Here is a 21,248-nt window from a genome sequence, read left to right as displayed (position 1 = left end):
GTCTATGGATAAACAAGAACTGCTGAGCCAACTCAAAGATGTGCGCCTACCCACCGAAGTTAGCTGGTGGCCATTGGCGATCGGCTGGTGGTTGCTGCTTAGCATCTTGCTTGCTTTATTGCTCGCGATTGTAATCCGCGCTTACCGACGCTATAAAAAACACCGCATGAGTAAGTTGGCAATCCAAGAGTTGGATGAGATCGAAGCTAACAAGCCCGATAATTGGCTAATGGAATTAGAAGTTTTACTCAAACGAGCTGCTTTAAGTTATTTTCCGGCCACCAAAATTGCTCAGTTAAACGAGCAAGAGTGGATCAATTTTTTGATCAAAACGGGCGATGAGGTATGGAGTGATAAATCGCTGTACGCATTACGCGATTATGTTTACCAAGATCCTTCCACCATCGACCCCATTGATAAGACACTAATGTTTCAAGAAGCACGGCAATGGTTAACACAACTAGCAGATGCCCCTAAAACGCTCAAGCTAGGAACTGCGCATGCTTGAGTTAGTTTGGCCTTGGGTTTGGATAGTTACGCCGTTGCCGCTACTGGTTTGGTGGTTAAGCCGTAAAAAAGAGCAACAAAATGCCTTAAAAGCGCCACTGTATTTGCAATGGCAACAATTTAATCAAGAGCATCAGCAAAGTAGTTTTAACTTTCCTTGGTTGATGTTTATTATTTGGTTACTACTGGTTTTGGCCTTATCACGACCACAATGGGTTGGCGATCCAGTTCGGCTACCTGCCAGCGGGCGCGACTTAATGGTATCGATAGATGTTTCTGGCAGTATGGAAATGAAGGATATGGTAATCGAGCGCCAGCAAGTGAACCGATTGATCGCGGTTAAGCATATTTTAAACGATTTTATCGAACGCCGCCGTGGCGATCGTATCGGCTTGATTTTATTTGGCGAACAAGCTTATTTACAAACGCCACTAAGTTTTGACCTAACAACCGTACAAATTATGCTTAACGAAAGCGAAATCGGGCTCGCAGGGCCTTCTGCCACCGCTATTGGTGACAGTATCGGTTTAGCGGTTAAGCGGCTGAAGGATCGCGATGCTAAAAACCGTGTTCTGATTTTACTCACCGATGGTGTCAAGAATGCGGGTATTTTACGCCCAATTCAGGCGGCACAACTGGCAGCGCATGCTGGCGTGACCATTTATACCATTGGCATTGGGGCAGACGAAGTGATCACCAATAACGGCCTCTTTAGACGTAAGTTTAATCCCTCACGCGAACTTGATGAAGCAACCTTAACACGAGTGGCTGAAGCCACCGGCGGTCGCTATTTTCGAGCACGCGATAGCCAACAGTTAGAGCAAATTTATCAAATTATCGATCAATTAGAGCCGGTTGAAGACGCTAAAGAGACTTACCGCCCCACTAAAGCCTTATTCTTTTTGCCATTGTTTATGGCACTGGTGTTAAGCTTTATTACAAAACTAGCGGCGACAGTCCTGCAACACCGTCGTCGTCGCCAACGCGAGAAAAGTTTTGCCAAAGCAAACGAGCAGGGCTCAACGCCATTTCAGGAGACGATTGATGTTTGAGTGGATAAACAGCATAACTCAGGTACATTTTATCCGTCCTTGGGCTTGGTTGTTGTTGCTACCCGCGATACTACTGTTTATTTGGCAACAGCAAAGTAGTAGCCGGCAGACCAATTGGGCTAATTTGATCGACGAGCATTTACTCGCTTGGATCATGCCACATACCGAAAATAAATCCTTTAATAAGCTTCGCAATAGCCTATTGTTCATTTTCTGGCTATTAGCAGTGATGGCTATTTCAGGCCCCAGTTGGCAAAAATTACCGCAACCCATCTATTCGAGCGAGCAAGCAAATGTGATTGTATTGGATTTATCGACCTCGATGGATGCAGATGATATCAAGCCCACCCGCCTGCAAAGAGCCAAGTTCAAATTAACAGACTTACTAGATAAAACTCAGGAAGGTAACAGCGCTTTGGTGGTCTACGCCGGAGATGCATTCACCTTAAGTCCACTTACCAGTGATGAAAAGACCATTGAGAATCTAATCGGTCCATTAGCGACTGATCTAATGCCGATTAAAGGCAGCCAACCACAAAAAGGGATCCAAAAAGCTATCGAGCTGCTCAATAATGCCGAGCAAGTTTCTGGTAATATTTTTTGGATTACCGATGGTGCAGAAGCTAACCAGTTAGCCACCATTGCAGAAGATTTAGCCGCCACCAATTTTCAATTAAAAATACTCGCCGTCGGCACTGAAGAAGGAGCACCGATTAGAATGGCCGGTGGACGTTTTTTAAAAGATCGTAGTGGCAATATCGTAGTGCCTAAACTGAATTATGCGCAATTAGCACAATTTGCTAATCAACATGCGGTCAGTTTAACAGCCTTAAGTTCTGATAACCAAGATATCGAAGTTTTAACCCGCTCCTATCGCAATCCGCTGGATAAAGACTTTCAAAAAGAAGATATTTTTGCGGATCGCTGGCACGACTCCGGTTACTGGCTTGTCTTGTTGTTACTGCCGATAGCCTTGTTTAGCTTTAAACATAAGAACATCGTTGCCAGCCTATTGGTATCTGCTGTTTTGTTTATCACACCAAACTCTGGTGTTTCCGCTTCAGTTGCTGACAAGTTGTTTTTAAATAAAGATCAGCAAGCCAAAAAACACTTTAACTCTGGCGAGTATGATAAAGCTAAGCAAACCTTTGAAAATAGTGATTGGAAAGCGATTTCGGCCTATCGTGAGGGGGATTATGCCACCGCAATCTCCAGTTATAACCATGCTGAAACTGCTAACCAACATTACAACATGGGTAATGCTTTAGCCTTAAATGAGCAGTATCAAGAAGCTATTGATGCCTACAATACAGCTTTAGAGTTAGATAAAAATCATGCCGATGCCAAATACAATAAAAAGATCATCGAAGACTTACTAGAACAACAGCAAGAGCAACAAAATCAAAACGAGCAAGATCAGCAAGATCAAGAAAAACAACAAGAGCAACAGGACAAACAAAACCAGCAAGAACAAAATCAAGACTCTGAGCAAGAGCAACAGCAACAAGAGCAACAACAAGAACAGCAAGATAAAAAAACCGAGCAAGAAAAGCAGCAAGAGATGAGCGAAGAAGAAAAAGATCAAGCACTCGAACAGCTATTAAAGCGGATTTCCGATGACCCAGGTCGTTTGATCCGTAACAAAATGAAACTTGAGTACAACCGACGCGGCTACCGCTCGCAACCATCTAAAACTTGGTAACTGTTATGAACCGACTATTTTTTTCTTTATTAATTTTGCTTGGCATTGTTAGTTTTAGCCCTGCTAGCTTGGCTAAAATTGATTTGCAATTGGATAGAAACAATATTCGTGAAAAAGAAACTTTTGAGCTGACCTTGCTAGTAGAAAATCCTGCAACCCTAACTGCGAGTCAAAACTTACAATTTTTGCCACCAGAGTTTCAAGTAATCTCTAGCCAAAGATTCCAGAAAAGTACCGTAATCAACGGGAAATTTGCTAATCGCATGGGCTGGTCATTACAGTTAATTTCCAATAGCGCAGGAACCTTTACCTTGCCGGCTTTTACTATTGGTAATGAAAGTTCGGATAATTTTACCATTCGGATCTTACCGGCTTTAGATGAACTAGAAGATATCAATCCCAATTCAAAAATAAAGCTCAGCTCCAGTATCAGCGAAGAACAAGTGTATGTGCAGCAGCAAATTCTCTACACGGTTAGAATATACAGTTCAGTACCAACTCGACGTCGCAGCATAACGCCCTTGCAAGTACCTAATGCAGTGGTACATAAACTTGATGATGCGGCTGAATTCCAAATGGTTTCCAAAGGTGTTACCTATAATGTGCTAGAAGAAAAGTATGTAATATTTCCGCAACAAAGCGGCGAGCTGAAAATTCCTCCGATACAATTTCGAACCAATATCATCGACACAGACGCTTCCTTTAGTAGTTTAAGTCGCTATCGTCCGATTGAATTGCAATCGCAACCTTTCAGCGTTAATGTCAAAACCAAACCTGAGTCAGCGATTGAACCTTGGATCCCCGCTAAATCTATTGAGCTAAAAGCCGAGTGGCAACCTGCTAATCAAACCTTTGAAGTGGGCACTCCCGCCTCGCTCGACTTTATTATTAAAGGGGTTGCCCTGCTGCCTGAGCAGCTGCCAGAGATTGTATTTCCAGAAGTAGAGGGTTTAAAGCTCTATCGCGATAAGCCCAATGTTGAAACCATCATTAATGCAAATGGTGTCAACAGTTATCATTTAGAAAAGCTTGCGGTGATCCCCAGTCAGGCCGGCACTTTAGAGATCCCCGAAATCCGGGTCCCCTATTGGGACACCACCCAAGATCAACAGGCTTACGCAGTATTACCAAAAATCACTTTGCAAGTAGCACAGCAAACAAACACAACAGCGTTACCCGCATTTAGCACCGCTACCAATAACCCCCAGATGGATACCAGCACCCTGTCGTCCGCTACTGATCAGCAACACTGGAAGTTAGCGACCCTTGTATTCGCAGCCTTGTGGCTAGCCACCAGTTTATTGTTGTGGGCTCGCTGGCGCTCTTCACCTGCAAAAGTGGCTCGAGCAACAACTTTTGAAGAAGCTAAAGATAGCAGTGGCAGTCAAAAAGTTGATTTATCCGCTCTAAAATCAACCAGCGATCCGCAGCAAGCATCAGCAATTATTTTAAGCTGGGCAGCAAGCAATAGCGCTAACCGAATTACTAACCTTGATGAGCTGACTAAAAACATCAAATCTGAAGCGTTAGCCGCACAACTGAAAAGCCTACAGGTAGCTCTATATGGCGGCTCTAACTCTGAAATGGCCTCAAATTGGCAGGGTAGCAGCCTGTTCACTTTATTAAACCAAGAGTCGCTATCAAAACCGAGCAAAAGCAACAAAGATGGGTTAGCGCCTCTTTATCCTGAATAATTTATTGCTACAATAGGGTAATTTTTTTAATAGAGAACTGTCATGAATTATTCTTCTGCCAAAGCCGTTATTAGTGGCGGCGCATCCGGTTTAGGTTTTGCTTGTGCTCAATCCATCATTACCGAAGGTGGCCAAGTGGTGCTGCTCGATATTAATCAAGAGCAAGGTGAACACGCCGCTAGCGAGCTGGGTGAGCAAGCTTTATTTATCCAAACCGATATCAGCCAAGAACAACAAGTAGAGTCTGCCGTGGATAAAGCCGCAGAATTTATGGGCGCTATCAATCTTGCGATTGGGTGCGCTGGTATTCTAGGCGCAGCGTTGATCCACAGTAAAAAAGGCCCTATGCCGGCGGACTATTTTCAGCAAGTGGTCAACATCAACTTGATGGGTAGTTTTTTACTTACTCGAGCGGCTTCACAACATATGCAGAATAACCAAGCTGTCGATGGTGAGCGTGGCCTTATCCTACATACCGCCTCGATTGCCGCTTATGAAGGTCAGATTGGCCAAACTGCCTACTCCGCCACCAAGGCAGCCATAACGGGCATGGTTTTACCGCTAGCTAGAGAGTTTGCCCGTATCGGAGTTCGAGTAATGGCAGTCGCTCCAGGCGTGTTTGAAACTCCCATGATGGAAAAAATCACGCCTGAGATTTGCGAACAAATCGCTGCCGGAATTCCGAACCCGTCTCGTTTTGGTACTCCTCAAGAGTTTGCCGCGATGGTAAAGCATATTTTTGAGAACCAGTATCTTAATGGCACCACTATCCGCTTGGATGCTGCTGCAAGATTACAATAATTCCTATAGGTTTTTTTCAGTAAATAAGCGCTCAATCTAGCCAGATTAGCGCTTATTTTTTTACCATCTGCAAAAAAGTTCTATCTGACTCTCGCTCTGCTTCGATCAGGTTAATATTGTGTTGCTGATCGAGTTGTTGCCGTTGCCAATAGGCATCAAATGCTTGGCTGTAAGCCTGATTTTTTGCTTTTATTGAAACGCGCATTTCATCAGGGACAATTAATACACACATATTTATTTCCTCGCTATTTCTAGTTAATTTCACTTTAGTCACCAGTACATTTAAGCAAAGAAACATTGTCTAATTAGGTTCAAAATATGGTGAATTGTGGCATTGGAATCCCCTATAAATATTTCTGATATGTCGTGTTTTTTTACCCTAGTCTGTAGTTTTGTCATATCAGTATCCGACAGAAGCGCCGCATCTCCACTTTAGCGAAGATGAGTTACGGAGTGTGGTGTTTTAATCAGGAAGGACACCTGCTCTCGCAGGTGTCCTGAGGAAGTTCTCTTGTTGAATAACACAAGAAGTCAGTTTTAGTAAAAGCCTAAGTTCGAACTCTTGCTTGAATGTTACTAAAATAATTACTTGATTAAACGATGGCTACGTTGCACCAAAATTTGTAACTCGCGCAGTGCCACTGAGAACTTTGCAAATTCGTGAGTAGAACTTTGCCTGAAGTCACTGACCATTTCGCTCCAGCGAGATAAGAGATCATCATGCTCCGCTAAAAAGTGTTTTATCCGTGTATCTGCAGCTTTGTACTTAGCCGTTAAGGGTAGGACTGCTTCAATTAAATTACGCTGTTGGTAATCCAATTCTTCACGGAAAGCAGATCTGGCGAAGGCCTGCCAATGATTACCCACTGGTTGCGCAATAATCTGCTCTAGGAACCAGTGTAAGCCTATTTGATTACCAAGTTTGTAGTAAACTTCTGCTACCAGTTGAATCGGTAATTCATATTGACGGGCTAGCTCGATAATGTCCATTGCCGAGAACATAGTGCTCAAGTATCCCACCTGCTTGGCAAGTTTTAAGGGCACTCCTTTATCAACTAACGCTGTAACATGCTTTTCAATATCTTGCGCTTCTTTGGCTTCCAAGGTTTTGTGTACCACTCCTTGTAGCTCAATAACGCCATCGCGGAAATAATCAACAATCGATTCAATAGATTGATCTTTACGACGATTACGTACAAACCAGCGAGTAGCCCGACGCACAATGCGACGCGCTTGGAACATCATCTGAATCTGTACATCTGCGGGGATTTTATTGTCGAGTTCTTCAATACTGCGCCACAAGCCCTGCATATCAAAAACTTCTTTAGCCATGGCGTAACATTGCGCCACCTCGCCAATATTAGCACCGACCTCATCCATCACTCGGAAAGCAAAGTTAGTGCCCATCAAGTTCACCATTTCATTAGCAACACTCATGGCAATGATTTCGTCTTTCAGCGGATGCTTAGACATTTGCTTGGCATATTTACTGCGCAGCGGTTTTGGGAAATAGCGAGTTAGGTAGCGCTCAAAATAATGCTCTTGAGTTACCGCTGGGATACGCAGTTCATCTTTCAGTTCCATTTTACCGTAAGCCAATAGTACCGAGAGCTCAGCACGAGTTAACCCTTTACGTTTAGCTTCACGCTCCATCATCTCTTCGTCAGAGGGTAAATACTCCAATTCACGATCGAGTAGACCGCGTTTTTCAAGACCATGAATAAAGCGCAAGTGTTCTTTAACCATTGCTCCAGCACGACGCTCGGTAATACTGATCGATTGAATTTGACGGTAATTATCCTCGATAACAATATCCGACACTTCATCGGTCATCTTGGCCAATAAATTGTTACGCTGCTTTAAGGTTAAGTCTCCGTCTTCCAAAATAGTGTTTAGCAAAATTTTGATATTAACTTCATTGTCAGAGCAGTTAACGCCACCAGCATTATCAATAAAGTCCGTATTAGCGCGACCTCCATGCTGCATATACTCGATACGACCTAACTGAGTACAACCAAGATTACCGCCCTCGCCAACTACCAGCGCTTGCATCTCTTTACCATTAACACGTACATTATCGTTCGCTTTGTCACCCACTTCGGCGTTAGTTTCACTAGTAGCTTTAAGATAAGTTCCAATCCCACCATTCCAGAAAAGGTCCACTTTCATCTTTAGTGCCGCATGGATAAATTCGTTAGGCGACAAAGTTTTCGCCTTTATACCAAGCATCGATTGAATCTCTGGCGTTAAATCAATCGACTTAGCGCTACGTTCGAACACGCCGCCGCCCTTGGAAATTAACTTTTGATTATAATCTGACCAGCCGGAACGCGGCAGTGCAAACAAACGCTCACGTTCCTTATAAGATTTCGCAGCATCAGGATTCGGGTCGACAAAAATGTGTAAATGGTTAAAGGCTACCTGCAAACGAATATGCTTTGATAACAACATACCGTTACCAAAAACATCACCCGACATATCACCACAGCCGACAACAGTAAAGTCTTCCGACTGACAATCAATACCCATCTCGCGGAAATGGCGCTTCACCGATTCCCAAGCACCTTTTGCGGTAATTCCCATCGCCTTATGGTCATAACCGTTACTTCCACCCGAAGCAAAAGCATCGCCTAACCAGTGACCATATTCTTCGGAAATGCCGTTAGCAATATCCGAGAAGGTAGCGGTTCCTTTGTCCGCAGCAACTACCAAGTAAGGATCTTCATCGTCATGGATCACTACCTGTGCCGGACGCTTAACTTTCCCGTTAACGATATTGTCGGTAATGTCCAATAAGGCACGAATAAAGGTTTTATAACACTCGACGCCTTCAGCAAAGAAAGCATCACGACCAGCGGTCTTTGGCAATTGTTTACAAACAAAACCGCCCTTAGCTCCGACCGGCACAATAACCGAATTTTTAACCTGCTGCGCTTTAACCAAACCTAAAACTTCAGTTCGGAAATCTTCACGACGATCCGACCAGCGCAAGCCACCACGTGCGACTTTGCCGCCACGCAAATGGACACCTTCCACCCGAGGCGAATACACAAAAATTTCGAACATTGGCACAGGCTTTGGAATACCGGCGATTTTATTTGGGGTTAACTTAAAAGAAATATAACTTTTGTCTTGCCCATTTTTATCTTGTTGATAGAAGTTGGTACGCACCGTCGCATTCATTAACTCTAGGTACTTGTTAATGATCCGATCTTGTTCAAGACTTTCGACCTTTTCAGTTTCTTTTTGCAAATCACGACACAAGCTATTGTATTTACGAACACTAAATTCTTCACTTGGATCAAATTTAACGGCAAACAAGTTTGCCAAGGCCACTGCAATTTTGGGATAAAGACTTAGGGTTTCTTCGATAGTAGTTTGACTATAATTAAAACCAATTTGCCACATATATTTGGCGTAAGCTCGAAGCATCGCTACCTGACGCCAATTAAGCGAAGCAGCGATAATTAAGCGGTTAAAACCGTCTTTTTCGGCTTCATTGTTCCACGCTTTAGCAAATGCTTGCTGAAAATTATCACGGACCTTTTCTAGCGCAATTGATTTTTCATACCGAACATTAAAATCCATAATCCAAACTGAGCCCAGCTCTTTTGATTCCACCCGATAAGGCGTTTCATCAATCACCGTCAGCCCCATATTCTCAAGCATCGGCAACACATTGGACAAATGCATCGGTTGTTCTTTGCGGTAGAGTTTGAACCGCAAATCGCCATCCTGACTTTCTTGTGTTTGGTAGAGCAGCATTCCCAAAGGCTTCGACTCACTTAAGTTTTCGATATGTTTAATATCGACAATAGCCGATTGAGCCGATTGCTGATTTTGATATCCAGGCGGGAAAGCATGATCATATTTTTTCAGTAGCGATGCGGTCTTTTTATCATCAAAATGATAGCTAATTTCGTCCGCCAAAACTTCTTCCCAACTAAGCGCGGCTTCTTGAATTTCAGACTGCAATTCAGCCAAATCGTATTTTACGTTTTCCGCGTTATCTACCGGCACCACAAAATGCGTTCGCGCCAAAATAGACTCTGAGAATAGTGTATTAAATTCAATTTGCGAAGAACTGTTGAAGGCTTTGGATAAAATTGATTCTACTTTACGGCGAATTTTGGTGTTGTAGGTTTCTCTTGGAATAAAGGTTAATACCGAGAAATAACGACCAAAAGGATCGCGCCGCACAAACACTTTTACCTGACGTCGCTCTTGGATGTGTAGAATGCCTAAACCAAACTCCAGTAGTTGTTTGGTCGGGGTTTGGAATAGCTCATCACGAGGATAGGTTTCTAAAATATTTTTCAGCGCTTTATAATCGTGCCCACCGCGACGTAAACCCGATTCGGATAATACGTTGATAATCTTTTTACGCAGTACCGGAATGCGTTGTGGATCCATGTTATAGGCCGCCGAGGTAAAGAGTCCAAAAAAGCGATACTCTCCAACCACTTCACCTTTACGATTAACCCGCTTGATACCGATATAATCAATATGACTAGGACGATGGACGGTCGATACGTTACTGGTTTTTGTCAGGATCAACAGGTGCTCATTCGATAACGCCAGTTTTTGTGCGCCCTTGGGAGCTCGCGACAATACATACTCTTTATATTTTCTTTCGTTAGATAAGATCCCCAAGCCGGAACCTTTTACCGATTTCAAAGCCGTTTCTTTGGCGGTTTTTTTCAATTCGTATGCTCTAAAGCCCATGAACACAAAATGATTTTGCCCAACCCAACGCAAAAACTCCAAAGCTTCATCAATTCGCTCGGGCAATAGCGGCGGTGGTTCTTGTTCCAATTCATCAATAATTGAAGTCAATTTATTGCGCATCGGCTTCCAGTCTTCGACCGTTGAGCGCACATCGGCCAAAACCCGTGACAAGTCCTCCTGAACCTTGAAAAGACTTTCCTCATCCAAGATCCGATCCACTTCCAAATACATCGGAGTTTCTAAATCTGCTTTGCCGCCCGGTTTGACTTCAATAGCGCTAACTTTGCCAGTCTTGGTTCGCGCTATGCTCATCGGAACGTGCAGATGCATATGCACATCAATACCATGCCGGTTTAATTCCATCCGAATGGAGTCCACTAAAAATGGCATATCTTTATGAACCAGCTCAATAATGCTGTGTTTGGCTTGCCAGCCATTAGTTTCTAGCGTTGGGTTAAAAACGCGAATTTTGCTGGTACCATCAAAACCTTGAATAAAATTCCAGAGACTCAACACCGAGTCATAAATATAGCGCGGATCCTTTTCTGCAAATTCTTCTTGCGATACGCTGCTGTACATGATTTCTGCGAAATCTTGAACTAAAGGCACTTTAGTTTTAGCAATTTTTTGCGCGATTAATTTTTTTACTTGTGAAAGCTGCTTTTTAGTTTGAGAACTTGCCATCTTGGTATCCTATATTCCCGACTATACAAAGCCTATCGTACGGCATTAGATTTTCCAATTTTAGGACATTTAAAACAAAAATGGCACTGAATTTTGTTAATTCAGTGCCATCTTTGAACAATAAGCTTATTGCTATGGTTATTTTTTCTTGCGATAAAGAACTGCTGCTAACGCTGGCAACAGAATAATGGCGCCAAGCATATTCACTAAGAACATAAAGGTCAGCATAATCCCCATATCAGCTTGAAATTGTAGCGCCGAGAAAATCCAAGTGCTAACGCCGATAGCTAAGGTCAAACCAGTAAAGATCACCGCGTTACCGGTAAGCTTTAAGGTTTTAAAATAAGCATCGGCTACTGAATCACCCGCCCGAATAAACTTGACCATACGCGAGAAAATATAAATCCCATAATCAACACCAATCCCCACCCCTAATGCAATCACAGGCAAGGTGGCGACGGTGAGCCCAATTTCCAGCCAAGTCATTAAAGCTTGCGCTAAATAGGAAACCACAATCAGCGGTAAAATCACGCAAATAGTACCGCGCACCGAACGGAAGCTTATCAAACACAGAATCGTTACTGCTGCATAAACCCACAATAACATTGGTAGCTGCGCCGCAGAAACCGCCTCGTTGGTGGCCGCCATAACGCCAACCGGACCTGTGGCTAAACGAAAGCTTACTTGTTCATTATCATTATTAGCAATGAAATCTTTAGTCGAAGCCACCACCCGCTCAATGGTTTCTGCTTTATGGTCATTCAGGAAAACCAGCACCGGCATCACGCTACAATCAGAATTTAACAAGCCACTGCTGGTTTCAATTCGACCAATAGTCTCCGGTAAAATCGATTCATCATTGGTCAGGATTTTCCACTTTAAGTTATTTTCAGACAACATCCCGTTCACAATTTTCGAAACTTGCGGCAGGCTGATGGTGGATTGAACGCCGTCAACATTCGCCAGTTGCCACTGGAAGTCATCAATAGTATTCATGACGCTGTACATGGTACAACCGTCTTTCGGTACTTCGGCTAAAATCGAAATGACATCGGTTCCAATGGAAAAGTTTTCGGTAATGTATTTGGTATCTTGGTTATAGACAGAATCTTGGCGCAAAGCTGGCGCACCCGCATGTAAATCACCAATCTTCATATACTGTGACTGCCAATAGCCAAACATTCCCAATAACACCGCAACTAAAACCACGACCAAGGCCAGCGGCTTTTTGGCAAAACCTGATAAAGCTGTCCACCATTTCTCACGCTGAATTTCGCGCTGATGAGTTGCTTTGATAAAGCCATCGTCGAAAGTGCAATAAGACAAAAGCAGCGGCAACAAAATCAAGTTGGTTAGGATCAAAACTGCCACACCAATACTGGCGGTGACTGCCAATTCTCGAATAATGTCGATCTCGATAAGCTGTAAGGTCAAAAAGCCTACGGTATCACTGAGCAGAGCTATCCCTCCGGGTACCAGTAAACTGGCACAAGCGATGACTGCCGCGTCATAAGCAGACTTACCCGCTGCCACATTTTGCGACACCCCGTTAATCATCTGCACTCCATGACTCACCCCAATCGCAAAAATCAGAAAGGGGACTAAAATCGACATAGGATCAATGCCATAGCCGAGCGCGGTCAACAAACCCAGCTGCCAAATGACCGCAATGATCGAAGTCAGCAATGGCAAAATGGTCAGTTTTATCGAACGCGAATACCAAAAAACTAACACCGCGGTAATCGCCAGCGCCACCAAGAAGAACATTAAGACTCCTTGAGCACCATCGCTGACATCACCAATCATTTTAGAAAAGCCAATAATGTGCAGTTCGGTATTAGGATATTGGGCTTCGATATCGCTGCGGATTTTTTCTAGTTGGTGCGCTACTTTTACAAAATCAGCTTTAACTTTTTCAGTTTCACCTTGCGCATTGGTGGTATTAAATTCCGATAATAATTGGCCAGTCACCATAGCCGCAGAAAAATCATTGGCAACCAAACGACCAACGATACCGGCTTTTAAAATGTTTTCTTTAACTTTGGCTAGCTCTTTTGCCGAGCCATCAAAGCGGGCGTGTACAACCGGGCCACCTTCGAGCCCCAACTCACTGGCTTCTATATAGCGAGTATTAGGCGTAAACAGCGATTGTACCTGCGGTTGACTGACTGCTGGAATGGCCGAAACCTGCTTGGTCGCATCATTCAGCGCAGCAAAAAAGTCTGCATTAAAAATATCACCACTTTTATCCTTAAGCGCCAGCAACACTCGATTAGCGCCGCCAAACTCTTCCTGATATTGGATATAAGTTTGCATATATTCATGCTTGAGCGGGATATTTTTTTCGAAACTGGCATCGACTTTAAGTTGCGAAGCAAAGTACAGCATCGCCGCGGTAATTACTACAAACAGTGCGATTAAAGGAATACGTTGTTTGAATAGGGTTCTGACTATGGATTCTAATTTGCTCGTTTTCATTATTGTTGACCCTCCCTTATTCCGTCTCTGCGGCTGCTTTTGATTCGAGTTGGGATGAGCGTTTTTCAACTCCGCCTTCACCGACGATCAGTAGTTGACCATCATCCAATAGCAAAATTGCTGCGCGCCCTTTTAAATCAGAACGTTTATTGATGACAAGGGTTTTACCCTCGATTAAAGTGCCGCTGGTTCCCACTAAATACCAGTCGTTTTGCCCATCGAATACTATATCGTGTAGGCCTGAAGCGCTATTGGTGTTGAGTTTGTTCCAGCTCAAACCCTGATCGGAAGAGCGATAGAGATTACCTTTTAAACCGTAGGCAAAAACTTGTTGATCGGCCGATACCGCAATGCCAAAAAAGGAGCCGTTATAAGGCGAACTCAACTTCTTCCAGCTTTTGCCACCATCTGCTGACATGGCTAATAAACCGGTGCTGGTTTCGACGCCATCTTGATCCTCGCTGGCCACGTACTTTTCGCCAGCAAGGTATAACTGCTCACTATTCCCTACCTGCGTAAAACCATAAAAGTGGCTAAAGCCACCATAAATATCCGCTAAGCTTTCAAACTCCTGCGCTTGCCAAGTTTCTGCCCCATCCTCAGACTCAAAATAGAGCCCATAGGCACCAATCGCGATGACGCGATTCTGATCCAAATATTCCACATCAAAAAAAGCAGGTTGGTCAAAAGCATTCTCTAGATGATGTTTTAATTGCCAGCTTTCGCCACCATCGCGTGTGACTAAAATACTTTGCTCAAAGCCCACCGCGACGCCATTCTTATCGTCGATAAAGTCGACCGCGGTTAAGGTATCTCGAGTCGGTGTTGGCACCTGTTGCCAACTCTCGCCATTATCATCGGAAATCAGAATATGGCCACGCTCGCCCAGAGTAACAATTCGTCCTGAACCAAGTTGCACCGCATCGAGCAGTAGCGAGTCTTGAGCTTTTTTAGAAATGATAACTTCTTTTGGTTGTGCCGGAGCTGGCGAGCTAGCGAAAAGCAACCCAGTCAGTAGCAAGCTCAAGGCGGCAAAAGTGAATTTTTGTAGCTGCATAAAGTTATAACCTTATTTCTTGTGGTATTTCTTTAGTGTTACTGAATTAATTTACTACACTTTTTACCCTAATACTAAAAAGCGGCCGAAAACGACCGCTTTTTTAGAGCAAGGAAAAGATTAACGACGGCCTAAACGACGCAATGCTGAAGGCGTAAAGTGGTTGCCTCTAAAGTCAGCTTTGAAATTATACATCTCTTCTTGGTTATCAAGCCCAATCACCAAATAGCGACCAGAAGGCAAATCGTAATATGCTTCTAAGGTTGACCATAAGGTTGGCACATCATAGTAGTTAATTGCATGAGCCATCGCCACGCGCCATAAGTCACCGGCTTCGTTGTAGATGTCTTCAATTGAAATTTGCCAGCTATCTTCGTCTATATAAAAAACTCTTTTGGCATATTGGTGACGCGTATCTTCTTTTAAAGTCGCTTCCACTTCCCAAACTCGGTGTTTTTCATAACGCACTAGCTCTTGGTTGATCACACCTGGCTTGATAATGTCATCATAAGCGACTTTATCCGAATGTAACTTGTAAGTGTTATACGGGATATATAACTCTTTCTTACCTTTGATGGTCCAGTTGTAGCGATCTGGAGCACCGTTATACATATCGAAATCATCTGTAGTTCTCAAGCCATCAGAAGCAGTACCTGGCGCATCGTAAGCGATGTTAGGAGCGCGCTGAACACGACGACGACCTGCGTTATATACCCAAGCTTTACGCGGCTCTTTGATCTGATCCATGGTTTCATGAACCAACAAAGCAGTGCCCGCTAAACGTGCAGGCGCAGTCACGTATTGACGGAATAAGAACAAGACATTGCCTTCGGCTAGCTTTTCTGGCGTCATATCAGGACGGTTATAAATTTGATCCAACTCGTCTTTCAGTTTAATCAATACATAGCTACCGTCTGCTTGCGGAGTGGCTTGTCCTGCTTCACGCTCGACCGCAATACCACGATAACGGGTTAAGTGATTCCAAATCAGCTCAACGCCTGTTTCTGGGAACGGGAAAGGAATACCTATCGAAGCACCTTTGATGCCGTTACCACCATCAACTAACTCGGCAGTACCTGCATTGCGCTTGATCGCATCATAGACATACTGTGGATAAGAAGCGGTTCGACGAGACTGGTAAACATTCATCTTATAACTATCAGGATAAGCTTTAAATAAAGCGATTTGTCCTGGCGTTAGATTGTCCGCATATTGCTGATAATTTTGCGCATCAATGGTGAACAATACTTTATCATCAGCAAACGGATCCGGGTGATGATCACCTTGGGTGTAACCCGCTGGAGTCGTGGTGATACCACCATTCCATGCCGGGATCGAGCCGTCTTCATTGCCAGCTTTAATCGAACCCATTGGGGTATAAGTATCGCCACCTAACTGTGCCGCTTTTTCAGCCGAAACTTTAGCTTCTGCAGTGACACTCAATAGTGCTGAGGTTACTGCCGTTGCCAAAAACCATTTATTCATAATTCTAGCCATAATTGTTACTTAGCCCTTTCTTAAATTGAATAACTAACCGCAAGCGACACATAGTCACGGTCATGAATTAAGTTTGCACTCTCGTTACCGAAGAAACGGTTATACCCGAAGTCGAGTTTCCAAGTGCTTTGATAATCCCAACTCAGTCCTAAAGAGATTGCTTTACGATCTTCTAGGAAGTTAGAAATTGGCGCAGGGGTATTACCCGATACATCGTGTTGGAACACAATACGCGGTGCTAAATTACCGCCCGCCAAAGCATTCTCATAACTCCAGCGCATGGCAATTCGATAACCCCAAGAGAAGTCGTCAGCAAAGCCGTTAGTTTCCATACCCTCACACTCGGTATAAACCCGCTGACCATTGCCTGGGTTAGTAAAGCCACAAGGCGAGGCAGTATTACCCGAAGGTACAAAGAAACCTTCGCCAATACCGTTGCCGTTAGCATCCCAAACTCGCGCGCTACTGCCGGAACGGAAAGTCCCTTCCGCTTCAAAACGCAGCTCATCTTCCGACGGCATATCTTGAATTTTATTCAAGCCCACTTCTAACAAGAAAACCGTTTGATCAGAGCCCCAAACCGAACCCAATAAGTTGGTAAAGGTGGCTTGCGCCTGAATCGTATCCAACAAACGATAACCAGAAATTTCAGTACCAAAGGTAGTGATATTGGCTACTTGGCTGGTGCCACGGATCACAGGGCCAGGAGCGCCAGTTAGGCCGTCAAGTGGCTCTAAGGTAGCAAACAACAATTCGGCATCATCAACCTGCAAAGGCTCATCTTTACGATAAGAGACTTCACCGGCAATCGACCAGCCGCTGTCAGTAGCGGTATTAAAGCTCAAACCACCCATTTGGATATCTTCTGGATATTCCAAGAAACCGCGGACTTGCCCAGCCGTATTAGCCGACAAAGCTGAAATGATTGGACGACGGTTATGATAGTTCATGTAGTAGAAACCAAATTCCGTTCCGCCCTCAGTAAAATAAGCCAATTTCAAACCGTATTGGCCTTGATCATCAGCATTGCGCGTGCGATCTCTAAAGGCAACCGTATTCGGCGTACCTTCTGGCGGTTGACCAAAACCTAAATGTACGTCTTGACCAGTAAATCCTAAGAAATCACGGGTAGCGAAATAAGTTCCCGGCTCATCAACCTTAACCGGCTCCCACTCGTATTGATAAAAAGCTTCTAAGGCAATGCTTTCGGTAAGATCTAAAGAAGCCCATAACATACCTGAGGGAATTAGCGCTTCTTTTAATTCAGCGCCCGGATTACGCAAAGTACGCAAATTTACGGCGTTGGCTTCATTTAAGCTGTGCTGAATAAAGGTAGACTCACCCCAGCTCACCACTTGCTCACCCAAGCGCACCTGCAAAGTCGAAGCTTCGCCCACATCCCAAGTCGCCCAAGCGTAGAAGTCTAAAAACTCAGCATCGTAACCTTGTTCGGTACGAGCGGTATCATCGCCTGCAGCCCATGCACCAGCTGGGTAAGCATCTAAATCTTTAAAGCGAGTCGAGCCATCCATAATTTCGCGGTCGTAATACCATAAGGCACGGACAAACAAACCGTAATCACCATCTTTATGACGAACATCTAACTCATGCACTCCCTTAAAAACATTGGAGAACATATCACCATCATCATAGTTCAAGTTGCCATCATCGGAGTTATTAGACCAGGCGCCGCGAGGAACTTGGCCACTCGCATAGGCAGCCGCAATTGGTGCGCCGTTGTTTAAAATGGGAAAAAGATTTGCTTTACCAATTAAGTCTTTGTCGCGTTCTTCAACTCGCCAACTAGCACCTACGCTAAAGGTGCTATCAAAACTAATATCAAAGTTGTCAGTCTCGATTTCCACTGCTGAAGCCGAAGCAGCGCTCAAGGCAAGAGCCACGCCAGCTGCAACTTTCGAAATGGATTTAAGCGGAGACTTGGTTCGATTTAAATCGTTCATTTTCATTAATTCCTTCCCCCGTGTAGGAATTTGGTGTTTTTTTTAATATAAGCGCCAGATTCTATCAAGACATCATACCACTTGATTAAACGCATACTAGCAGTAATTTCACTGCCCTAGCAAGGGTTTATCGTATATGTGTCTATTTTTTGAGCTATCGGCTGAATGGAGTCTGAATAGCCTAAGAAAAGGCTGGAATTGATTATTCGATGATTGAAGCTGTCAGCCCTGAATGGCATTACTTGCATGGGCTGAAGAAAAGCAAATCCTTTTGCTTTTTCAATGATTTAGGACGTTTTTTTAATTACTCTGCCTTGATGTGGCCAGCAAAGTGATGGTTCCTTCAAAGTCGTAATGCAATGACTTTAAAAGAAAATGTCCTTTAAAAACACCTGCACGCTGTTGATCCGCTCCAGCGAATTCAGCATTTCCATTTCAGGGCTGGCACTGGTTGCCTTGACCAGAATCAAAGCCGTTAATAACACCATTCCTACCAAAAAACTCACCTTTGGCAACCATTTAATGCTTTGTCTATTTAATGTCATATTCCTATCCTCTGTCCTAAATACCATTTCAAATCATGTCTTAAACATTCATTAAAGCTGTTTAAATCCACTTTCTATCTATTAGATGCAACCAATGACCATTTTGGATTAGTTGCTGCTAAATTTTTTCCAAACTTGCTACTGCTTCCTATTGATAACGCCACGTTTACAAGGCTTCATCACGATAGCGACGAATAAAGATAGCGCCGACAATAAATACTGCACCAATCACCAACCCAAACCATAAGCCCATATCGGTGAGCTGATTCGCAAAACTGCCCCAACCACTATCAAATTCCCAGCCAATCTTACTGGTCACTTCTTTGAGCTCCGACAAACCCTTTTCGTCAATTTGCGACATAATCGAGTAAGGGGTTGTGTAAGCCTTCACCACACCAGAGAAGTGGCCGCCTAACCAGCTAATAAAGTGACCAGAGCGAAAAACAATACTTTCCACAATCACAATCACGATAATCGGCAACCAAGAGACCAAGAAAGGCACTCGCTTGGTGGCGCTAGACACAAACAACAGATAACCGATAAAGGGGAAAATCCATAATACCGCCATCACACCCGCCACCAGTTGATACCAACTTGCTTTTAGAATGATACCGGGCGAAAACACCATGCCCGCAATGTCCCAATTTGACAGCGCCGCGAATAATAAACCAATCAACATCATGCCAAGGTTCGACAAGACCGAAATCACAAAGATAATCAGCGGCAATACAATACAAACACTAACCACTTTCGACAAAACGGTTTCGGTATCCGACACCGGCAACGATTTCCAAAACAGGATGCTTTTATCCTTGCGATCGTCATACAAAGCGCCTAAGCAATAAAAATAGCCGACAAAGCCCATCACTATCGCTAAATTCAATACGTTTGAATAATACCAAGCGGTCATAGCCAGCGACTTATCACCCCTAGAAGCGGTAGCTTCCCACAAACCAACTAAATCCGTTGGATTTTGAGTGCCAATGCTGATTTTTACCGTATCGTTAGTTAAAAATACTACCGCCAATAAGGTTGCAAAAAGTCCTAATGCAGCGATACCGATTGGCACCCACTGAAAACCAGTCTTATGTTCCCAATATTCGCGTTTAAGTAAGGTCATAAAGGTGTTCATTCGGCTTCTCCTTGCATTTTTGCCACAAACAGATCGGCCACACTGGGTTTGCGGACCTTGCCCATTTCTTCAAGATGAGGCTTGGCGACGCCACTAAACAAGCACACTTTTTGTCCGAAGACTTCGCGCACCGATAGTGGGTTCATCGCCAAGGCTTGTTCCTCATACTCCTTCTCAACCATCACTTCGTAATAGGTTTCCGCCACTGCGTCCATTGAATCGTCCAATACAATTTCGCCGTTTTGGATAAACACTAGATCGCTTAAAATATGCTCCACTTCTTCCACTTGGTGGGTGGTAATGATGATGGTGCGATCTTCATCAAAATAATCGTTCAGCAACTGCTCGTAGAACGACTTGCGAAATAAGATATCCAAGCCCAAGGTTGGCTCATCTAAAATCAACAAATCCGCATCAATCGACATGATCAGCGCCAAATGCAGTTGCACCACCATACCCTTGGAAAGTTCTTTAACTTTAGCGTTTTGCTTGATTTTGGTTTTCCCCAAATAGCGCATGCAACGCTCGCGATTAAAGCGTGGGTGAACGCCTTGCACATAATCAATCGACTGGCTCACCTTGATCCAGCGCGGCAGTACCGCCACATCAGCGATAAAACATACTCGCTCCATCAGCTGATCGCGCTGTTTGTGTGGGTTTAAGCCAAACACCGATAAGCTGCCATCGAAAGGCGTTAAACCTAAAATCGACTTAAGCAAAGTAGTTTTGCCGGCACCGTTAGGGCCAATTAAACCTAAAATTCGGCCAGATTCTAAATTCAAGTTAACGTTATTCAAGGCCTGATAATTGCCATAACGTTTACTTAAACCCGAAGCTTGCAAGACATTAGTCATTGTTGTGTTCCCTACCCTCGTTATTCTCTTCTGATAAATCATTGTGTTGTGGATCTTTATATTTATGATCAGCGTCATCAACACCTTTGACTAAATCCTCCAGTGACAACCCTAACCGTTCAATTTTTTCTAACAACGCTGGCCATTCGACGCTTAAAAACTGTTCGCGCTCCGCTGCCAGTAATTTATTTTTAGCTCCAATCGTGACAAACATGCCTAATCCTCGACGCTTCTCTGCCAATTCGTTATCTACCAATAATTGATAAGCTTTCGATACGGTTATAGGGTTTAACTGATACTCCGCTGAAATATTCCGCACCGATGGTAACGCTTCCCCTTCTGCAATCGCGCCTTCAAGGATCATATTAAGCATCCTGTCACGCAGTTGTAGATAGATAGGTTGGGTATCATCCCAATGTATTTGCATACCAGTTTCCCAAAGTTAAATTCTTGATTCGGTCATAAATTGCAGTGATTGTAAAAGCACTGTCATGCTGACTTAGTGATATACTAATATATAACACCTAATCAGATCAAGCTATTTTCAAGCTTTTAT

The 21,248-nt window shown here is 43.8% G+C and carries 15 protein-coding genes; 5 read left to right on the top strand and 10 right to left on the bottom strand.

The genetic code is table 11. The annotated features are described in order from the left end of the window. The first annotated feature begins 4 nt into the window (after nucleotides 1-4). From NFS34_RS07110 to NFS34_RS07090, 5 genes are read left to right on the top strand one after another with little or no spacing between them, the layout of a single operon-like run. On the top strand, nucleotides 5-508 hold the full coding sequence (locus tag NFS34_RS07110; protein WP_251359247.1) for a DUF4381 domain-containing protein: 504 nt from the start codon (nucleotides 5-7) through the stop codon (nucleotides 506-508). Further along, nucleotides 501-1,559, top strand: a complete 1,059-nt coding sequence (locus NFS34_RS07105) for a VWA domain-containing protein (protein ID WP_251359246.1) — start codon at nucleotides 501-503, stop codon at nucleotides 1,557-1,559. The genes NFS34_RS07110 and NFS34_RS07105 overlap by 8 nt, the downstream gene beginning before the upstream one ends. Continuing rightward, on the top strand, nucleotides 1,552-3,261 hold the full coding sequence (locus NFS34_RS07100; protein WP_251359245.1) for a VWA domain-containing protein: 1,710 nt from the start codon (nucleotides 1,552-1,554) through the stop codon (nucleotides 3,259-3,261). Before NFS34_RS07105 ends, NFS34_RS07100 begins: the two co-directional genes overlap by 8 nt. A gap of 5 nt (nucleotides 3,262-3,266) precedes the next feature. Next, a complete protein-coding gene (locus NFS34_RS07095; RefSeq protein WP_251359244.1) occupies nucleotides 3,267-4,955 on the top strand; it encodes a BatD family protein in 1,689 nt (562 codons plus the stop codon). 42 nt (nucleotides 4,956-4,997) lie between these two features. Then, nucleotides 4,998-5,756 carry an SDR family NAD(P)-dependent oxidoreductase gene (locus tag NFS34_RS07090; RefSeq protein ID WP_251359243.1) on the top strand — a complete coding sequence of 253 codons (759 nt, stop codon included), beginning with the start codon at nucleotides 4,998-5,000 and terminating at the stop codon, nucleotides 5,754-5,756. A gap of 52 nt (nucleotides 5,757-5,808) precedes the next feature. Here NFS34_RS07090 and NFS34_RS07085 read toward each other — a convergent pair whose 3' ends face one another. The 10 genes from NFS34_RS07085 to NFS34_RS07040 all read right to left on the bottom strand — a co-directional run bounded on the left by NFS34_RS07085 (nucleotide 5,809) and on the right by NFS34_RS07040 (nucleotide 21,119). Continuing rightward, complete coding sequence (locus NFS34_RS07085; RefSeq protein WP_251359242.1) at nucleotides 5,809-5,988, bottom strand: hypothetical protein; 180 nt, start codon at nucleotides 5,986-5,988, stop codon at nucleotides 5,809-5,811. Between the two features lie 353 nt (nucleotides 5,989-6,341). Beyond that, nucleotides 6,342-11,168 (bottom strand): NAD-glutamate dehydrogenase, encoded by a 4,827-nt coding sequence (locus NFS34_RS07080; protein ID WP_251359241.1) that lies wholly within the window; start codon nucleotides 11,166-11,168, stop codon nucleotides 6,342-6,344. Nucleotides 11,169-11,306: 138 nt separating this feature from the next. After that, nucleotides 11,307-13,646 carry an RND family transporter gene (locus tag NFS34_RS07075; RefSeq protein ID WP_251359240.1) on the bottom strand — a complete coding sequence of 780 codons (2,340 nt, stop codon included), beginning with the start codon at nucleotides 13,644-13,646 and terminating at the stop codon, nucleotides 11,307-11,309. Nucleotides 13,647-13,662: 16 nt separating this feature from the next. Next, nucleotides 13,663-14,703: a YCF48-related protein gene (locus NFS34_RS07070; RefSeq protein ID WP_251359239.1), complete on the bottom strand. Its 1,041-nt coding sequence runs from the start codon at nucleotides 14,701-14,703 to the stop codon at nucleotides 13,663-13,665. A 120-nt stretch (nucleotides 14,704-14,823) separates the two neighbouring features. Continuing rightward, nucleotides 14,824-16,200, bottom strand: coding sequence for a DUF1329 domain-containing protein (locus tag NFS34_RS07065; protein WP_251359238.1), 1,377 nt, complete (start codon nucleotides 16,198-16,200; stop codon nucleotides 14,824-14,826). 20 nt (nucleotides 16,201-16,220) lie between these two features. Further along, on the bottom strand, nucleotides 16,221-18,167 hold the full coding sequence (locus tag NFS34_RS07060) for a DUF1302 domain-containing protein (protein WP_251359237.1): 1,947 nt from the start codon (nucleotides 18,165-18,167) through the stop codon (nucleotides 16,221-16,223). Nucleotides 18,168-18,526: 359 nt separating this feature from the next. After that, nucleotides 18,527-18,706 (bottom strand): hypothetical protein, encoded by a 180-nt coding sequence (locus NFS34_RS07055; protein WP_251359236.1) that lies wholly within the window; start codon nucleotides 18,704-18,706, stop codon nucleotides 18,527-18,529. Nucleotides 18,707-18,872: 166 nt separating this feature from the next. After that, nucleotides 18,873-19,838, bottom strand: coding sequence for a hypothetical protein (locus tag NFS34_RS07050; protein WP_251359235.1), 966 nt, complete (start codon nucleotides 19,836-19,838; stop codon nucleotides 18,873-18,875). Next, nucleotides 19,835-20,692 carry an ABC transporter ATP-binding protein gene (locus NFS34_RS07045; protein WP_251359234.1) on the bottom strand — a complete coding sequence of 286 codons (858 nt, stop codon included), beginning with the start codon at nucleotides 20,690-20,692 and terminating at the stop codon, nucleotides 19,835-19,837. The genes NFS34_RS07050 and NFS34_RS07045 overlap by 4 nt, the downstream gene beginning before the upstream one ends. Beyond that, nucleotides 20,685-21,119, bottom strand: coding sequence for a GntR family transcriptional regulator (locus tag NFS34_RS07040; protein ID WP_251359233.1), 435 nt, complete (start codon nucleotides 21,117-21,119; stop codon nucleotides 20,685-20,687). Before NFS34_RS07040 ends, NFS34_RS07045 begins: the two co-directional genes overlap by 8 nt. Between the last annotated feature and the right edge of the window lie 129 nt (nucleotides 21,120-21,248).

The sequence above is a fragment of the Kangiella sp. TOML190 genome, from assembly GCF_023706045.1.
GTDB lineage: Bacteria > Pseudomonadota > Gammaproteobacteria > Enterobacterales > Kangiellaceae > Kangiella.
The sequence above is the reverse complement of the archived record's forward strand: the minus strand, read 5'-3'. Positions and strand labels throughout refer to the sequence as shown.